Raw genomic sequence first — 15,608 nt, forward strand, 5'->3', positions numbered from 1 at the left:
TTTTAAACACCGAGCTTCGAACTGGCTCATTCCCGTTATCAAAACTATTTTTTAAAAATCAATAATCAAAATAAACTCCACTTTAATAGGGGAATACTGACTAACGTCAAATTTTGTTATTTTTATCTTGTGTCCCTTTGTTCATAGTGCCTTCAGCTTTATTTGTCTCTGCAAATTTTCAAAAAAGTGCTAAAATTTTATCGTTAGCAACAGGATTTAATAAGCTCTGGAGAAATAGATAATTTGCGTTTAAATCTATTTCGGAAGTGGTTATGTGGCGAATTATATCTAACGCTTTTTCCCTAAACATCTTATTTCTTCCCAATCCTCATTTAATGGAATTATGTTTATTTTAGAAGGCTTAACCCAAAAAATTACATCAATGCACCCAAAAAATAAAAGCACCTTTTACAAATCGATTTTATTGGAAACGAAACATTTTGTATTCATAATAATCATCGAGATGGTGGAAACTCCTTTAGCATTACTAAAGAAAATTTAAGTACAAATGAATTCATTGTACAGTTTGGACACTATTTTAGTAAATTACATTTAATCTGTGACTATGAATAACAACATAACAAATACAACTCATGGCGGGTTAGTTATCATTTCATGAATTTTCGGCTCACTGCCAGGTGTATCCTTCATTGCTTTGTGTTCGTTGAATAATAACAGTTTATGCAGTCGGCGGAACGATCGCACTACATGTTTATATGCAAAAATAAATTAACATTTTCAGCCTCCCGGCTTATGCCCATTTGTTCGTTTTTTAGGCCTGCCTGAATACCAAGGTTTATTAAATCAAATTCTGCCCGATGATGTAAGAACCATTCTCCAAAAATTTCCATATAATTTCGGGAAGGATTATGATTGGCATTAAAGTTACCGACTGCTATTTCACCACCTTCTGCAATCCAATTTTTGAATTTTTTTAGTACATATACAAAGATTTTATCGTCAAAGTAATCGAATGCTCCCGCCGACCAGATAAAATCATATTTTTCGTCTGTCTCGAATCTAAAAATATTCTTATTAATAAATTCAATATTTCCGATGAATGGCATTGTAATTTTTTTAGCATATTCAATAGCAAATTTGTCCGCATCAACACATGTAACGGTCAATTTTTTGTCGGAGGGCAAAACCTGAAAAAGTTCCAGTAGATCTATCGCCGGACCGCTTGCCACATTGAGAAGTTTTATTTCATTTTGATTTTCAAACTTCTCCAGTATTAATTTTTTAAAATACTCCTTCCTGTTTCGCACTGCCCTGGGGGCTGCTTGCTTGTGAAAATAGCGATCCCAGGATTTATAAAAAGGATGTTCAGGAGTCTGACCTTTGTAGATTGACTCGATCATCAGAAAATCACCGGCGTAGCCAAATCTTTTTAATAACGCCCTTCCCTGAAGCGTATTTTCAAGAAAATCATTGCCATAATAATAGCTGATTTCTTTAATGTCTTCATTACTTAATATTCCTTCTCTTTTATAGCGGACGATCTTTTCTATCAATTCGTCAATCATGGGATAATAAGATTCATCGAAATCTTGAATGACTCTGAGAGCATCCAGGGAATTCAGGATTTCTTCGATTACGTGTGTTGTTGTTTCTTTCATGGTTATGTATATTTTACAGGCACAAAAGTAGGAGTATTCTTATCTGCCAATGATTATAATTCCGGCAAATACAGGTAATTTCCCGACTTGAGTTTTAAAGTTTTCATCAAAAGAAGAGCATTGAATGGCGGTATTCTTTTATCGATGTCGGATTTGTAACAGGAGGTTGTTTATTAATCTGCTATCTTTGATTAATTGACGTCCGGGCTGAATGAGTTTTCTGTAATGGCCAAGTATCTGAGATTGTTTGTTTACCTTATTGTATAATATGCGTTAATTAACGTTTGGAATACGGATAATTTCTATCAGAAAATTATTGGCCAATTAAGCTACAAATAGCCAAAGCAACCTTTATTTTAGACAAAAAATAATGTATTTTCCACCGGTGGCTTATAAACGGTCTTTATAGAAAGAACAACTAAACCAAGAAAAATTAAAACCAATTAACAACTAAAAACTATGCAAAAAAAGAAAATAATCGTATTTCTGGCAAAGGCATTTGAAACCATGGAATTTAGCGTTTTTATTGATGTTCTTGGCTGGGCCAGGGTTGACTATGGACATGATTTATTGGTTCACACCTGTGGTTTTACCGATAAAGTGATAAGCACTTTTAATATTCCTGTAATTGTAGATAAGACCATTGGAGAAATAGACGTTGATGAATATGATGCCATCGCCATACCCGGTGGATTTGGCGAATTTGGCTTTTACGAAGAAGCCTATGACGAGCGGTTTTTACAACTACTTCGGGAATTTAACGCAAAGGGTAAAATCATTGCATCCATTTGTTCGGGGGCATTCCCTGTCGCTAAAAGTGGCGTTCTTAAGAATCGAAGAGGAACTACCTACCACTTAAAAGACGGAATTTATCAACAAAAATTGAAAGAATTTGGAGTGAATGTTGTCAATGAGCCCGTTGTAGTTGACAATAATATTATTACTTCCTATTGTCCGGAGACAGCTCCAAGAGTTGCCTTCGAATTGTTAAAAATGCTAACATCAGAAGAAGAAATGACCGTGATAAAAAAAGCGATGGGATTTTAAGAAAGATACAAATTCCACTTTTTACTGATTAACGATGCAAATAATTTTTCAGCCCAAATCAGGATTTTAAAACAAGTTTCGACAAGGCTTTTCGGTCGATTTTGAACGATTTATTTCGAGGAAATTCTGCGACAAAAAACACGGCTTTTGGAAGCAGCTTCCGATCAATATGTAGCGCTAATTTTTCCAAAATTTCTTCAGAAATTACTTTTTCAGAAGTTTCTACAACCAACACCATTTTTTGTCCCAGCAGCTCATCGGGAAATGCTAAAACAGTAGATGTTCTTTGAAGAATGTCTTCAAATTGTTTTTCCAAAGTTTCGGGTTGAATTTTTATTCCGCCGGAGTTAATCACATTGTCAAAGCGTCCCAACCATTTGAATTGATTGGGAGAAACCATTTCTACCCGATCGTTAGTAACAATTTTTTCAAGAAGGTAAGTCGTCTCAATCACCAAACAATCCCGCTCATCGGTTGAAAGCTGCACATCGGGTAAAGCAGTAAAGGTATTTTCTACGCCGCTCCCATTCAATTTCTTTAAAGCAATATGCGAAGAAGTTTCGGCCATTCCATAAGTTTCAAAAACTTTCGTTTCCAATTGTTGGAGCTGTTCATGCAGTTCTGAGCCCGTTTCTGCACCGCCTAAAATCAATGTTTTTATATTCGGCCACAAATTTTTCTCAAGCAAGTGCATGGCCTGCATGGGAACCATCGCACAAAAGTCAATGTGTTCAATCCCGGAAAAATCTGGTGTTCCTGTCGGTTGAATCAATTTTAAATTTAATCCGGCCAGCAAAGCACGAACCACCATCATTTTCCCGGCAATGTACTGAACCGGCAAACAAAGTACGGCCCAATCGCCCTGTTTTAAACAAAAGAAATCAATTGTATTTTTTGCAGAAGTTAGCATTGCTGTTTTGGGAAGATCAATCGTTTTCTTTGCTCCGGTTGTTCCCGATGTTTGTTGTTGAATTGTTGCTGAATCGCTCAAAAAATCCCAAATAAAACGATAAACATCCAACTTCCAGTCGGGTGCTGAACCAGTGGCTGTTTCACTTTCACAAAATCGGAGCAACTCTGCTTTTGTAAAATATTGGTCGTCTAATGTTAATCCTTTTATTTCTACGGCCATCACAACGATTTTAAATCCCAATTTTCATTTGGATTATACCAAATATAACCTTCCGAAACGTACAAAGGACTCTCGAAATTATTCGTAAACAAAGCTCCGGTTCCCAAGCCCTGAAAATTATTTGCTCCTAAAGTTGCCGTCCACTGAGCGATGGCATTTAATCCGATATTTGATTCCAGCGCAGAAGTTACCCACCAGCCAATTCCTCGTTCTTCAGCCAACGAAATCCATTCTTCTGAAGCCTTTATTCCACCGGTAAGAGTGGGTTTCAAAATAATATACTGAGGCTGAATTTCGTCCAGCAATTGCTCTTTTTCGTTAAGCGCGCCAATTCCAATCAACTCTTCATCAAGCGCAATGGGAAGCGGTGTCTCCTTACAAAGCTTTTTCATTTCATAAATTTGCCCCGCTTTTATGGGCTGCTCAATGGAATGAAGGTAAAATGTTGCCAATTCTTCCAAAATGAGAAGTGCTTTATCAGCTGGAAATGCACCGTTGGCATCCACCCGGATTTCCAGTTGTTCAACGGGAAAACGATTCCGAATGGAACGTAAAATATCCAACTCCGATTCAAAATCAATGGCTCCGATTTTTAATTTCAAACAGGTAAATCCGGCAGCCAGCTTTTCCTCTACCTGCTTTACCATAAAATCTTTGGTTCCCATCCAAATCAACCCGTTAATAGGAATTCCTTTTTCGCCCTGTGTAAATTCCGTGGGATAAAGCAAAACCGAAGACCCCGTTTCCAGACCTTTCAATGCTGTTTCATAACCAAAACGCACCGCCGGAAAATCTGCTAATTCAAAATCAGAAATTTTTTCTCCGCTATTTATCTTGTTGACGAGTTCAGCTAAAATTTCTTCGATATTCGGGAGGGCATCGGGACTTAGTTTGGGAAGCGGAGCTATTTCCCCAATCCCTTTTTTTGATGGATTTTCTTTTTCAAAAAGCGTAAGAAAATAAACTTCTTTTTCCGTTAACACACCGCGCGAAGTTCCTGCTGGTTGTTTAAAAAATAACGTTCGTTTTGAAACCGATGCGTTTATCATTTTATCAGAAAAACTCCCAATGAATAGGTTACAGAAAAGAAAAAAGTAGTGAGCGCCAAAACTTTCAGTTGATTGTTTAATTTGTCCGGCACATGATTTTTAAACACTTCATACAAATGAAAACCAAGCGGAACCACCGATAGTAAAAACATCAGCTGGTAAACCGACTGCCATGTTTTTATTACATAAATCAGCGAAAAGACCGGTGATAAAACAATCAGCGAGGCATGATAAATTTTTGCATTTTGCGAACCGATACGAACCACCAGCGTTCGTTTTCCACTGGCGGCGTCATTTTCAATATCGCGCATATTATTCAAATTTAAAACCCCTGCGCTTAAAAATCCTATGGAAGCCGCCGGTAACAATAGAAGCATCTCAAACTTATTTGTATGCAGAAAATAAGTTCCACAAACGCCCAATAGTCCAAAAAATACAAACACAAAAATATCCCCAAAACCGGAGTATCCGTAAGGATTTTTCCCAACGGTATATTTTATTGCGGCGATGATACTGGCAATTCCCAAGACAAAAAACAAAATCATCATTCCGGCGTTGGGTGTTTTTATACCCGAAAAAATCAACAAACCGCCAGAGATAAACGAAAAAAGTACGAACACTGCTATCATACGTTTCATCTCTTTTTTTGAAATCTTGCCGGATTGAACTGTTCGCATGGGTCCCAGACGATTGGTATTGTCTGTTCCATGTTGCGAATCGCCAAAATCGTTGGCCAGGTTCGAAAGAACTTGTAAAAATATAGTAGTCGAAATGGCTAATCCAAAAACCAGGGGATTAAACTGACCATTTGCATATGCCAGAAAACTTCCCAAAATGGCACTAGACAATGCCAGTGGTAAAGTCCGCAATCGAAAAGCCTCTATCCAAAACTTCAACTTCTCCATACCTGAAAATTAAGGAAATTTCGGGTATTTTGAAAAATCAGGCTTCCTTTTCTCCAAAAACGCATTCTTTCCTTCGTGTGCTTCTTCCGTCATATAGTAAAGCATTGTGGCATTTCCGGCAAATTCCTGAATTCCGGCCTGTCCGTCAAGTTCAGCATTCAATCCGGCTTTAATCATGCGAAGTGCCAGCGGACTGCGTTCCATCATTTTTTGCGCCCATTCAATTACTGTATCTTCCAACTTATCAAAAGGCACAACTTTGTTTACCAGACCCATATCAAGCGCTTCCCGGGCAGAATATTGTTCGCAAAGGAACCAAATTTCACGCGCTTTTTTCTGACCAACCACACGCGCCAAATATGACGAACCAAAACCAGCATCGAAACTTCCTACTTTCGGGCCGGTCTGACCAAAAATTGCATTTTCAGAAGCAATGCTCAAATCACAAACCACGTGTAAAACATGCCCCCCGCCAATGGCGTAACCGTTTACCATGGCAATTACCGGTTTCGGAATCGAGCGAATTTGTTTTTGCAAATCAAGAATATTCAAACGTGGAACACCATCGCTGCCAATGTAACCGGCGAAACTTTTTACGTTTTGGTCGCCACCACTACAAAAAGCTTTGTCGCCTTCACCGGTAAAAACAACTACCGAGATATTTGCATCTTCGCGACAACGCACCATCGCATCGCACATTTGCTGCGTTGTGTCAGGCGTAAAAGCGTTTCTGTATCGCGGACGGTTGATGGTAATTTTGGCAATCCCTTCAAAAAATTCAAATTTTATTTCGCTGTACTCTTTAAGCGTTATCCATTTTCTTTCCATAATTCGCATTTAAAAATTTGAAAAAATCTTTTGTTATCTGTGGCTCTCCGTTGTTCGGAGTTCTTATTTCCAATATCTCAGCTTCGTCGCTGTTTTTACAACTTTTTTGAATGGAAGATTTAAGTTCATTTTCGGACTCGCACAAGTTGTAATTCAAACCAAAAGCTTCACTTAGCTTTTTAAAATCAACCGGATGATGGGCATTAACGAGCGGCAAAAATGCTTCGTTTTGCGATGGTCCTTTTAGCAAATGAAAAATTCCACCTCCTTCATTATTCACCAAAATAATTTTCAGGTTTTTCGGGAGACCGCGATTCCACAGGGCATTGGAATCGTAGGTAAATGCCAAATCGCCAACAATCACAAAAACCGGTTTTTCTGTTTTTGATGCCAGTCCGGCTGCCGACGACAAACAACCATCAATTCCGGAAACTCCGCGATTGGAATAATACGTTCGCTGCTTTTGGCTGAAATACAAAAGATAACGAACAATGCTGCTGTTCCCTGCAAAAACAATGGCATCATAAGGTAAAGTTTCCGAAAGCTGACTGAAAACTTTCAAATCTGAATAAGCAATTTCTCTATTGTATTTTTCAGTTAAAAAGGTTGCATTCTGTTTTTCCTTCTTCCAGAATTTTTTGAACGCGCTGTCGGTTCCTGTTGATTGGGCATTCAAACTTCTCAAAACAGAAAGAGGCTCAGCCTGAATATGTCCACTTATATTTTGAAACGTGTCAATCAGTTGTTCTCCAGATGAAATAAACCAAAATTTTGTATTTTTCAGTTCACGAAGAAAAAGTTTAATTTTCTTTGAAACCACCTGCCCGCCAAAATAAATCGCCAATTCAGGAATGGCTTCTTTGGGATATTGAATTTTACTATTTAAAATAACTTCCGGATTCGTCAATCCAATTTCATTGCCCAAATTGGCAAGTGGTTCCGCAACGACAACAACACGTGAATCGGCAGCTAATTTATCAACTGTTTCTTTTAAATTCTTGTCCGGCAAAAGTTGCCCGCAAACCAACATAATTGCCCCTGCTTTTTGCCAATCTTTCCGCAGCAAACTATTTTCAGGCAACATACTTTCCAGTTTTTCTTTCTGTAGTACGGAAATATTTTCTGTGGGTTCCGGCAAACTTTCATACAAAGGTTCGCGCAAGGGAATATTTATATGCACCGGGCCAAAATTTCCTGAAGTCGTTTTAGAAAAAGCTTCGTTTATGGTTCGGTATGCCATCCAAAGATCATCGTCATTGGAAGATTCCACGGGAAGCGAGTAGCTTGCTTTTATGTAATTCCGATAAATTTTTTCCTGTTGCATCGCCTGGTTGTCCTGCTGGCCAATCCACTCTGCAGGGCGGTCGGCAGTGAGCACCAAAAGCGGAACCTGCTGATAAAAAGCTTCCGCAATTGCCGGCGCATAATTTAAAATGGCTGTTCCTGAAGTTGAAATCAAAACGGTAGGTTTTCGTGTAACCAATGACTGACCGAGCGCAAAATACGCAGCACTTCGCTCATCAACCAAACTTAGGCATTTCTCGCCAAAACGTTTGTAAAAAGCCCGAATTAAAGGTGCATTCCGCGAACCCGGCGAGATAACCACATCTTCAACACCGTGAGCAAAAAGAATTTCTGCCAGGTCAGTGATATGTTGAAGTTTTTGCGCCATTAACTATTTACTCTCATAAATAACCGAAAGTAGTGTTCCCGCTTTTATTTCGGTCTCATACCACTCGTCGACGGGGTGAGAATCGATTGTCAAACCGCCACCTGAATACAACACTATCTGAGAACCGACAATTTTCATACACCGCAGATTTACAAACAATGAAACGGGATTCTCCATTCCCACCGGGCCAAGAAATCCACTGTAATATTCCCGGTTATGTTTTTCAATCGACTGTATGATTTCCAGTGCTTTATCTTTAGGAAATCCGCAAATTGCAGGCGTTGGATGCAGGTTATAAATCAAGTAGCCAAGGTTACCGTTCATCGCCCCTGCCACAGAGGTAAAATCAGTTCTTAAATGTAACAGGTTTCCGGCCTTCTTTACATAAGGCCCATTGTGTTCTATATTCTCCCAGTGATTCTCGTTTAAAACACTGTCTATATAATCGGAAACATACTGCTGCTCCTGCTTCTCCTTACTTCCCCAATTCTCAAGCAACTGATATTTCTTTTTATCCTCTTTTGTTCCCGCCACCGACGACGTATGAAAAATGTTATTCTCAAAAAAGGCAAAAGGCTCGGGAGTTGCTCCCATCCATATTTGATCCCGGGCTTTAAATACGTATATGAATGCATTTGAAAACCTGTTGCATAGCTTGGAAAATATTTCCTGAATTTTTTTGCTCAAATCATAATTCACAATCTTTGCCCGGCTTAAAACTACTTTCTGAACTTCGTTATTTTTTATTAAACGTGTTATTTTTTCAATTTGTCCGAGATATTCTTCCATTGACACTTCGTAAGGAAGCATATTTTCTACCTCTTCAGTTCCACCATGTTTAATTTGAGATATTTCATCAAATTGCTTTTTGGGTGTCTCCCCATCTAAAAAATAATCAGGTGATATTATAAACATCCGGTTTTCTTCCGAGTGTAAAAACGGAGCAATTAAGAATCCCCTTAATTCATTGATATTCGAAAGTGCTTCAATCTCTTCTGTTTCAAGATTTTTTTGCACCATCAGTTTCGGTCTTGTCTGATTTGGCAGCCGGTAAGCTGCAAATGTCAGGTTATTTTGCAGACACAGCGAGATTGTTTCCCCGATAGTTTTAACTGATGTTTTTGTCCTGCTCATTAAACTTCTTCTTTCTTTTTACCAGCTATTATATTAGTAACCCTCACGGTAGAGATAAGTTTATGGTTTTCGTCGGTAATTTTCACATCCCAAATATGGGTTGTTTTTCCTTTATGAATAATTTGCGCATTAGCCTGTAATATTCCTTCCTTAACGGATGATATATGATTCCCCGAAACCTGAAGTCCGAAAACATTAAATTTTTCACGGTCAACCATCAGATAAGACCCTGCTCCGGCAAGAGATTCGGCAAGGGCCAGAGAAGCTCCCCCATGCAAAAAGCCGTTGGGCTGAGTCGTATTATTATTTACCGGCATGCTGGCCTCAATACTATCCGGAGAGAAACGGGTAAATTTGATACCAAGCAGTCCAATCATCGATTGTGCACAAAATTCGTTTAATGCTTTAATCTCATCCATATTACAGTCAGCTATTCCCTAACCTCATTTTGGTTCATGACACCATGTTAATAAACTCTGTAGCCTAAAAAAATGACTTTAACCGAACAAAAATAAAAAAACAATTGATAGCGATAAATTTAAGCGTTCATTTTCGTTTAAAAGACAATGGTAAACGATGTATTTTTGGTGTGTGATTCTAATTTTAGAGCGCCGCCATGGAGTTGCATTACCTGCCGTGAAAGACTTAGCCCAATTCCTGAGCCAGACTCTTTTGTAGTAAAAAAAGGAATAAAAATTTTATCCGCTAAATCATCCGGAATTCCCGGTCCGTTGTCGGTGACTGTAATTTGAGCGCGCCCGTTTTCATTGATTCCCACTTTGATTTTTATTTTCCCGTCGGCGGTATCCTTCAAAGCTTCAAGCGCATTTTTTATCAGATTTATCAATACCTGGGATATCTGCTTTTTATCCGCTGATATTTCCAGATCTTCAGGATCAACTTCTCTGGTAATTTTAATATTTTCTCCAACGGGCTCTACGTTAATAAGAGTGATTGTATTATCAATAAATTCGCCAACACGAATTGTCTTTTTCTCGGGGCGTGGAATCCTTGTCAGTTTTCGGTAAGTTTCCACAAATCCGATCAGCCCGTTTCCTCGCTCGTTAATTATTTCCAGGCCTTTCATTGTATTCTGAATAACTTTTTCGCTGGGAGGAGTATTATCAAGCTTTTTAAAATAGCCCAGTATTGTTTCCGAAAGGGAAGTAATTGGTGCCACAGTATTCATTATTTCATGTGTTAAAACACGAATCAGCTTTATCCATGATTCCAACTCTTTTATCTCCAGTTCATTTTTGATATCCTGAATAGCAACCAATTGAAAATTTTCGTGTGTCGTTTTAAAAAGTGTCGATTTTAAAGAAAGTTGAATCGCTCCGTTTTTACTGTTAAAATTTACCAGCTTCCGGTCGCCGGGCTGCAACTCTTTTAAGGCTGAAAATAATTTTTGATCGATTCTTAAAATCTGATTAATATGAGTCAAATGTTCGTGCCCCAGTAACTCTTTTGCCGCAGAATTGGCCAGAAAAATAGTTCCCTTTTCGTTATAGGTAATAATCCCGATAGAAACATGTTCTAGTATAGTTTTAAAATATTGTTCCTGTTCACGTAATTCAAACTTTATATTTTTTATCAATTCATTTACCTTGTTCAAGCTGGCATTTAAATCATCCAATGCTTTATTACCTGTGTTTACCGGAAAATTCAGTGTTGAATCATCGTTTCTTATGGCATCGAAGAAATACGCTATTTTGCGGTTGGTACGGTTCAAAAAATTAATTAGTTCGGCAACTTCAATAACAAAAACAAAAAAAATAAAAGTTACCAAAACATAAACATGTTCTGCAAAAATCAACCACCCAAGCATTACAGCTGTTGCCGCCAGCAAAAGAACCCGGAAAATAATCCTCCTATTTAAATTCTGGCTGACCATTTACAGGTTATATTTTTTCATTTTATTATACAGTGTCTGCCTGGTAATTCCAAGCTGATCCGCTGCGGCCGACAAATTCGAACTGCTTTTCTGCAATACTTTTGAAATCATTTTCTGTTCCATTTCCTCAATGGTTCCATCAAAAATATCACCGGTACTGTGCATCACCGGCTTAAAAAAGAAATCATCGGGTGTTAGTTCATTTTTATCAGATAATATAACAGCTTTTTCTATGGTATGCTGTAATTCGCGAACATTACCGGGCCACTGGTAACTGGCCAGTTTTGAAAGTCCGGCATCCGAAATTTTATAGCAGCCTTTACGGTATTTGTTGCAATATATTTTAAGAAAGTATTCCGCAATGGCAACCACATCTTCTTTTCGTTCGCGTAAGGGTGGAATTTCTATATGAATTGTATTTATCCGGTAGAGCAAATCTTCTCTGAATGTGCCATCGGCTACCATTTCTTCAAGGTTCTGATTGGTTGCACAAACCAATCGGATATCTACCGGAACAGGTTTGTTACTTCCTATTGGAGTTACTGTACGATTTTGTAAAGCAGCCAGTAATTTTGGCTGAAGGTGTACCGGCAAATTCCCTATTTCGTCTAAAAACAAGGTACCGCCAGTTGCATTTTCTATTTTTCCGGTCCGATCTTCGCGGGCATCTGTAAATGATCCCTTTTTATGACCAAAAAGTTCGCTTTCAAAAAGGGTTTCACTAATGGCGCCCATATCTACATTCACGATAATTTCTTCCGCACGTTTTGAATGGCGATGTAATTCACGGGCAATCAACTCTTTTCCGGTTCCGTTATCTCCGGTAATTAAAACATTGGCATCGGTTCGTGCTACCCGGCGGACAAGATTTAAAATCTTCAGCATTTGCGGCGACCGGGCAATTATAAAATGCTTCTCCTTACTCATTTCGCTTTTTAATGCACTTTCCCGCCTTTTCAGTTGTTTGATCTCTTTTTTCGATTGCTGAAGTTTATATACATTCCGAAGTGTTGTTCTTAATTTTTCATTGTCCCAGGGTTTAAGTACAAAATCGGAAGCCCCTTTTTTGAGCGCTTTCACGGCCAATTCCACATCGCCGTATGCAGTAAATAAAACCACTTCCATATCGGGTCTTAACTCCTGAATTCGTGACAACCAGTATAAACCTTCGTTACCTGTATTTACACCGGCTGAAAAATTCATGTCAAGCAGAACCAAATCGTAGGCACCATTTTCAATTAAGGACGGAAGTTGATTTGGACTGGCGATGGCTTTAACTTCTTCAAAGTCATCCTGCAACAATATTTCAAGTGCACTTAAAATACTTTTGTTGTCGTCAACTATCAGTAATTTTCCTTTTACCATTTTTACCTGATTTAAAAGCAAAGTCGCTGTAATTCACAATCCAATTTTTCAACCAGGCTTATTTTGCCTCTTGCAGCTTTGCAGGAAATATACATTTGAATATTTTTTATTTCAAAGTTAAACCGAGCCAATTTTATTTCAAACCATGTGTATAATTATTTGACACTTTTTGTAAATTTTTTTTACACCACGTGATAAAACCAGCTACAAAACACACCACAACCAACTATCAAAGAGAAAGTTATAATTCGTGGCATTTTTTTGGCATTCATCCAGAGCATTGAAACATTTTTATGATATGACGAAAACTTTGTATTTAATATTGATTCTATCGCTCTTTCAGGGTAAATTTATACATGCACAGGAAAAATGGACATTGGAACGATGTATTGAATATGCAGTTGCCAACAACCTTGACGTAAGAGACAGGGAACTCCAATCTGAAATGAACGAAGAATATTTTAAACAATCAAAAAGAAACCTTCTACCCTATGTGTCATTAAGTGGAGGCGGCTCTAATTCATTTGGGAAATCACTCGATTACGATACGTATGAATATACAAATACAAGTCGGATATACAGTTCGTTTAACCTTTCTACTGGAGTAGATATTTTTAGAGGATTCATCCGGCAAAACACAATTTCTCTTCGGAAAATGAATCACCTGGCAGGCATTGAAGATGAAAAAATGCAGAAATACAACATTGCTTTTTCTGTAATGGAAGCCTACTACAATACAGTTTATTTCAAAGGACTAATGGAAATAGTAGCAGAACAAATAGAGTTGTCGAGACTAAACGTTGAACAGGCAAAAAGACATATAGCACTTGGGTTAAAGGCAAAATCGGATTTGCTGGAAATGGAATCGGCCCTCGCAAAAGAAGAAGTAGTTTATATTCAAACCGAAAATTCGTATAAAGGGGCTTTACTCGATCTAAAACAAACCATGAACATTACACCGGATGAAGATTTTGACATCGAATATACATCAACAGGGGATGAGCTTTCAGGAGTTGACTCAACTACACCATCCGCTATTTTTAACAAAGCGCTTGATTTTTACCCGACTGTAAAAGCCGGCGAGTTGAGAAAAGAGGCAGCTCAGAAAGAGCTTGCAATTGCCAAAGGATATCTGTGGCCAAGCCTGTCTCTATCAGGTGGCTATTCTTCTTATTTCTCAAAAATAAAGGGAAATACCAATACTGAAACCTTTTCCAATCAAATAAAGAATAATGCCAGCCAATCAATCAGTTTATCATTGAGCGTCCCTATTTTCGAAAAGTTGGCATATCGTTCAGATATTAAACGGGCACAACTGAATTATTTGCAGGCAGAGACTCAGGCAGAAAAAACATCGCAACAACTATTCAATGAAATTACACAAAATTACCAGGATCTGGAATCATACAATGCAGAGTATACACAACTTGAGAAACAGGTAGATTTTGCGCAGATTGCATACGAAGTTTCAGAGAAAAAAATGGAACAGGGCCTGATTAGCGTTATCGAGTTGTATTCTTCAAAAAATACACTGGCACAGGCAAAAAGCGATTTATTACGAACAAAACTTCAGTATACAATTAAAAAGAAGACAATTGACTTTTATTTAGGAGAACCGCTACCCGGAATTTCATTAATAAATTTGAATTAGAGTATTTATCTTGACAATAAAAAGGACTTAATTATGGCAATGGACAGAAAAATTGAGAAGAAAAAGGGCATCAGGCCAAAACACATTATTTATGCAGTGGCCACCATTTTATTTGTTTTTCTTCTTGTAAAAATTATAAAAGACTCAAATGTAACTTCACTTAAAGTTGATGAGGACAAAATCACCATTGAAGAAGTTCAACAAGGAAATTTCGACGATTACATTCGTACAAATGGTACTGTTGAACCAATTGCAACTATTTATCTCGATGCTGAGGAGGGGGGAAGAGTTGAGAAAATATTGATAGAAGAGGGAGCGCAGGTTAAAGAAGGGGATGTTATTTTAGTACTTGAAAACAGGACGGTTTATATGGATATTATGAACAGTGAATCGAACCTGGCGCAAAAACAAAATTATTTACGGCAAACCCGTATAAATTTTGAGAATGCATTGATTGATTCAAGAAGATTATTGTTGAACTCAGAGTTTGATCTCATTAAAAAGAAAAGGAATTACGAACAACAAAAAGCATTGTTTGAAGATGAACTGGTTTCAAAAGAAGATTACCTTCAGGCAAAAGAAGACTATGAATACAACGTTCAGCTTCAAGAAATTAACAAGCAGAAAATGCAGAATGATTCGATGATAAGAATTACTGAGATGAACCAACTAGAGAAAGAACTGGAAAAAATGACAGAAACTCTTGAACTCGTGCGTGAACGTTTGGAAAACCTGAATGTAAAAGCACCGGTTGACGGACAACTGGGGATGCTTGAAGCAGAAATAGGACAGAGTATTGGTAAGGGGGAAGGAATCGGTCAGATTAATGTACTGACCGATTATAAAATTGAAGCTCTTATTGATGAGCACTATATTGACCGGGTAAGGCAGGGATTGAATGCAACATTTGAGCGTCAAAACAGTCTGTTTAATTTACGGGTGAAAAAGGTGTATCCTGAAGTAAGAAATTCACAGTTCCAGATTGATCTTGTCTTTACTGATGAACGTCCTGAAAATATTCGTGCCGGACAGACATATTATATTAATCTGCAACTGGGGCAGCCCGAGCAATCGCTTCTGGTAAGTTTGGGAGGATTCTTTAACAGCACCGGTGGACAATGGATTTACGTAGTCGATCCTTCGGGTGATTTTGCCACAAAACGAAACATCAGGATTGGAAGAAAAAATCCAAAATATTATGAGGTGCTGGAAGGACTGGAACCTGGCGAGAGGGTAATAACATCGGGATATGATTTATTTGGGGATAACGATAAACTGATTTTGAGATAAAGGCTGCTCCCTAAGCCTCGGC

At 38.1% G+C, this 15,608-nt stretch carries 13 protein-coding genes; 3 read left to right on the forward strand and 10 right to left on the reverse strand.

Annotation, left to right across the window (positions count from 1 at the left end; genetic code table 11):
* Positions 1-704: 704 nt before the first annotated feature.
* Positions 705-1,619, reverse strand: coding sequence for a class I SAM-dependent methyltransferase (locus K5G00_RS20215; RefSeq protein WP_238768053.1), 915 nt, complete (start codon positions 1,617-1,619; stop codon positions 705-707).
* A gap of 459 nt (positions 1,620-2,078) precedes the next feature.
* Here K5G00_RS20215 and K5G00_RS20220 point away from each other — a divergent pair, with 459 nt between their 5' ends.
* A complete protein-coding gene (locus K5G00_RS20220; protein WP_238768054.1) occupies positions 2,079-2,666 on the forward strand; it encodes a DJ-1/PfpI family protein in 588 nt (195 codons plus the stop codon).
* A gap of 58 nt (positions 2,667-2,724) precedes the next feature.
* On the opposite strand, the gene K5G00_RS20225 is transcribed toward K5G00_RS20220, so the two are convergent.
* The 9 genes from K5G00_RS20225 to K5G00_RS20265 all read right to left on the reverse strand — a co-directional run bounded on the left by K5G00_RS20225 (position 2,725) and on the right by K5G00_RS20265 (position 12,645).
* A complete protein-coding gene (locus tag K5G00_RS20225) occupies positions 2,725-3,798 on the reverse strand; it encodes an AMP-binding protein (protein ID WP_238768055.1) in 1,074 nt (357 codons plus the stop codon).
* Positions 3,798-4,847 carry an o-succinylbenzoate synthase gene (menC, locus tag K5G00_RS20230; protein ID WP_238768056.1) on the reverse strand — a complete coding sequence of 350 codons (1,050 nt, stop codon included), beginning with the start codon at positions 4,845-4,847 and terminating at the stop codon, positions 3,798-3,800. The genes K5G00_RS20225 and menC overlap by 1 nt, the downstream gene beginning before the upstream one ends.
* Positions 4,844-5,752 carry a 1,4-dihydroxy-2-naphthoate polyprenyltransferase gene (locus K5G00_RS20235; RefSeq protein WP_238768057.1) on the reverse strand — a complete coding sequence of 303 codons (909 nt, stop codon included), beginning with the start codon at positions 5,750-5,752 and terminating at the stop codon, positions 4,844-4,846. Before K5G00_RS20235 ends, menC begins: the two co-directional genes overlap by 4 nt.
* Before the next feature lie 9 nt (positions 5,753-5,761).
* Complete coding sequence (gene menB / locus K5G00_RS20240) at positions 5,762-6,580, reverse strand: 1,4-dihydroxy-2-naphthoyl-CoA synthase (protein WP_238768058.1); 819 nt, start codon at positions 6,578-6,580, stop codon at positions 5,762-5,764.
* A complete protein-coding gene (gene menD, locus K5G00_RS20245) occupies positions 6,555-8,252 on the reverse strand; it encodes a 2-succinyl-5-enolpyruvyl-6-hydroxy-3-cyclohexene-1-carboxylic-acid synthase (RefSeq protein ID WP_238768059.1) in 1,698 nt (565 codons plus the stop codon). Before menD ends, menB begins: the two co-directional genes overlap by 26 nt.
* A 3-nt stretch (positions 8,253-8,255) precedes the next feature.
* Positions 8,256-9,386, reverse strand: a complete 1,131-nt coding sequence (locus tag K5G00_RS20250; protein WP_238768060.1) for a chorismate-binding protein — start codon at positions 9,384-9,386, stop codon at positions 8,256-8,258.
* Positions 9,386-9,805, reverse strand: a complete 420-nt coding sequence (locus tag K5G00_RS20255; RefSeq protein ID WP_238768061.1) for a PaaI family thioesterase — start codon at positions 9,803-9,805, stop codon at positions 9,386-9,388. The genes K5G00_RS20250 and K5G00_RS20255 overlap by 1 nt, the downstream gene beginning before the upstream one ends.
* 137 nt (positions 9,806-9,942) lie before the next feature.
* Positions 9,943-11,280, reverse strand: a complete 1,338-nt coding sequence (locus tag K5G00_RS20260; protein WP_238768062.1) for a sensor histidine kinase — start codon at positions 11,278-11,280, stop codon at positions 9,943-9,945.
* Positions 11,281-12,645, reverse strand: a complete 1,365-nt coding sequence (locus tag K5G00_RS20265) for a sigma-54-dependent transcriptional regulator (RefSeq protein ID WP_238768063.1) — start codon at positions 12,643-12,645, stop codon at positions 11,281-11,283.
* 298 nt (positions 12,646-12,943) lie between these two features.
* Between K5G00_RS20265 and K5G00_RS20270 the strand changes: the two genes are divergently transcribed.
* Positions 12,944-14,296, forward strand: a complete 1,353-nt coding sequence (locus tag K5G00_RS20270; protein ID WP_238768064.1) for a TolC family protein — start codon at positions 12,944-12,946, stop codon at positions 14,294-14,296.
* Between the two features lie 33 nt (positions 14,297-14,329).
* On the forward strand, positions 14,330-15,586 hold the full coding sequence (locus K5G00_RS20275) for an efflux RND transporter periplasmic adaptor subunit (protein ID WP_238768065.1): 1,257 nt from the start codon (positions 14,330-14,332) through the stop codon (positions 15,584-15,586).
* The last annotated feature ends 22 nt before the right edge of the window (positions 15,587-15,608 follow it).

Origin of the sequence: Maribellus maritimus (assembly GCF_022267315.1) — a bacterium.
Classification (GTDB): Bacteria; Bacteroidota; Bacteroidia; order Bacteroidales; family Prolixibacteraceae; genus Draconibacterium; species Draconibacterium maritimum.

Bases quoted from the DNA above. Each gene is read 5' to 3' on its own strand.
- K5G00_RS20215 (WP_238768053.1), bottom strand. From the start codon at position 1,619: ATGAAAGAAACAACAACACACGTAATCGAAGAAATCCTGAATTCCCTG.
- K5G00_RS20220 (WP_238768054.1), top strand. From the start codon at position 2,079: ATGCAAAAAAAGAAAATAATCGTATTTCTGGCAAAGGCATTTGAAACC.
- K5G00_RS20225 (WP_238768055.1), bottom strand. From the start codon at position 3,798: ATGGCCGTAGAAATAAAAGGATTAACATTAGACGACCAATATTTTACA.
- menC (WP_238768056.1), bottom strand. From the start codon at position 4,847: ATGATAAACGCATCGGTTTCAAAACGAACGTTATTTTTTAAACAACCA.
- K5G00_RS20235 (WP_238768057.1), bottom strand. From the start codon at position 5,752: ATGGAGAAGTTGAAGTTTTGGATAGAGGCTTTTCGATTGCGGACTTTA.
- menB (WP_238768058.1), bottom strand. From the start codon at position 6,580: ATGGAAAGAAAATGGATAACGCTTAAAGAGTACAGCGAAATAAAATTT.
- menD (WP_238768059.1), bottom strand. From the start codon at position 8,252: ATGGCGCAAAAACTTCAACATATCACTGACCTGGCAGAAATTCTTTTT.
- K5G00_RS20250 (WP_238768060.1), bottom strand. From the start codon at position 9,386: ATGAGCAGGACAAAAACATCAGTTAAAACTATCGGGGAAACAATCTCG.
- K5G00_RS20255 (WP_238768061.1), bottom strand. From the start codon at position 9,805: ATGGATGAGATTAAAGCATTAAACGAATTTTGTGCACAATCGATGATT.
- K5G00_RS20260 (WP_238768062.1), bottom strand. From the start codon at position 11,280: ATGGTCAGCCAGAATTTAAATAGGAGGATTATTTTCCGGGTTCTTTTG.
- K5G00_RS20265 (WP_238768063.1), bottom strand. From the start codon at position 12,645: ATGGTAAAAGGAAAATTACTGATAGTTGACGACAACAAAAGTATTTTA.
- K5G00_RS20270 (WP_238768064.1), top strand. From the start codon at position 12,944: ATGACGAAAACTTTGTATTTAATATTGATTCTATCGCTCTTTCAGGGT.
- K5G00_RS20275 (WP_238768065.1), top strand. From the start codon at position 14,330: ATGGCAATGGACAGAAAAATTGAGAAGAAAAAGGGCATCAGGCCAAAA.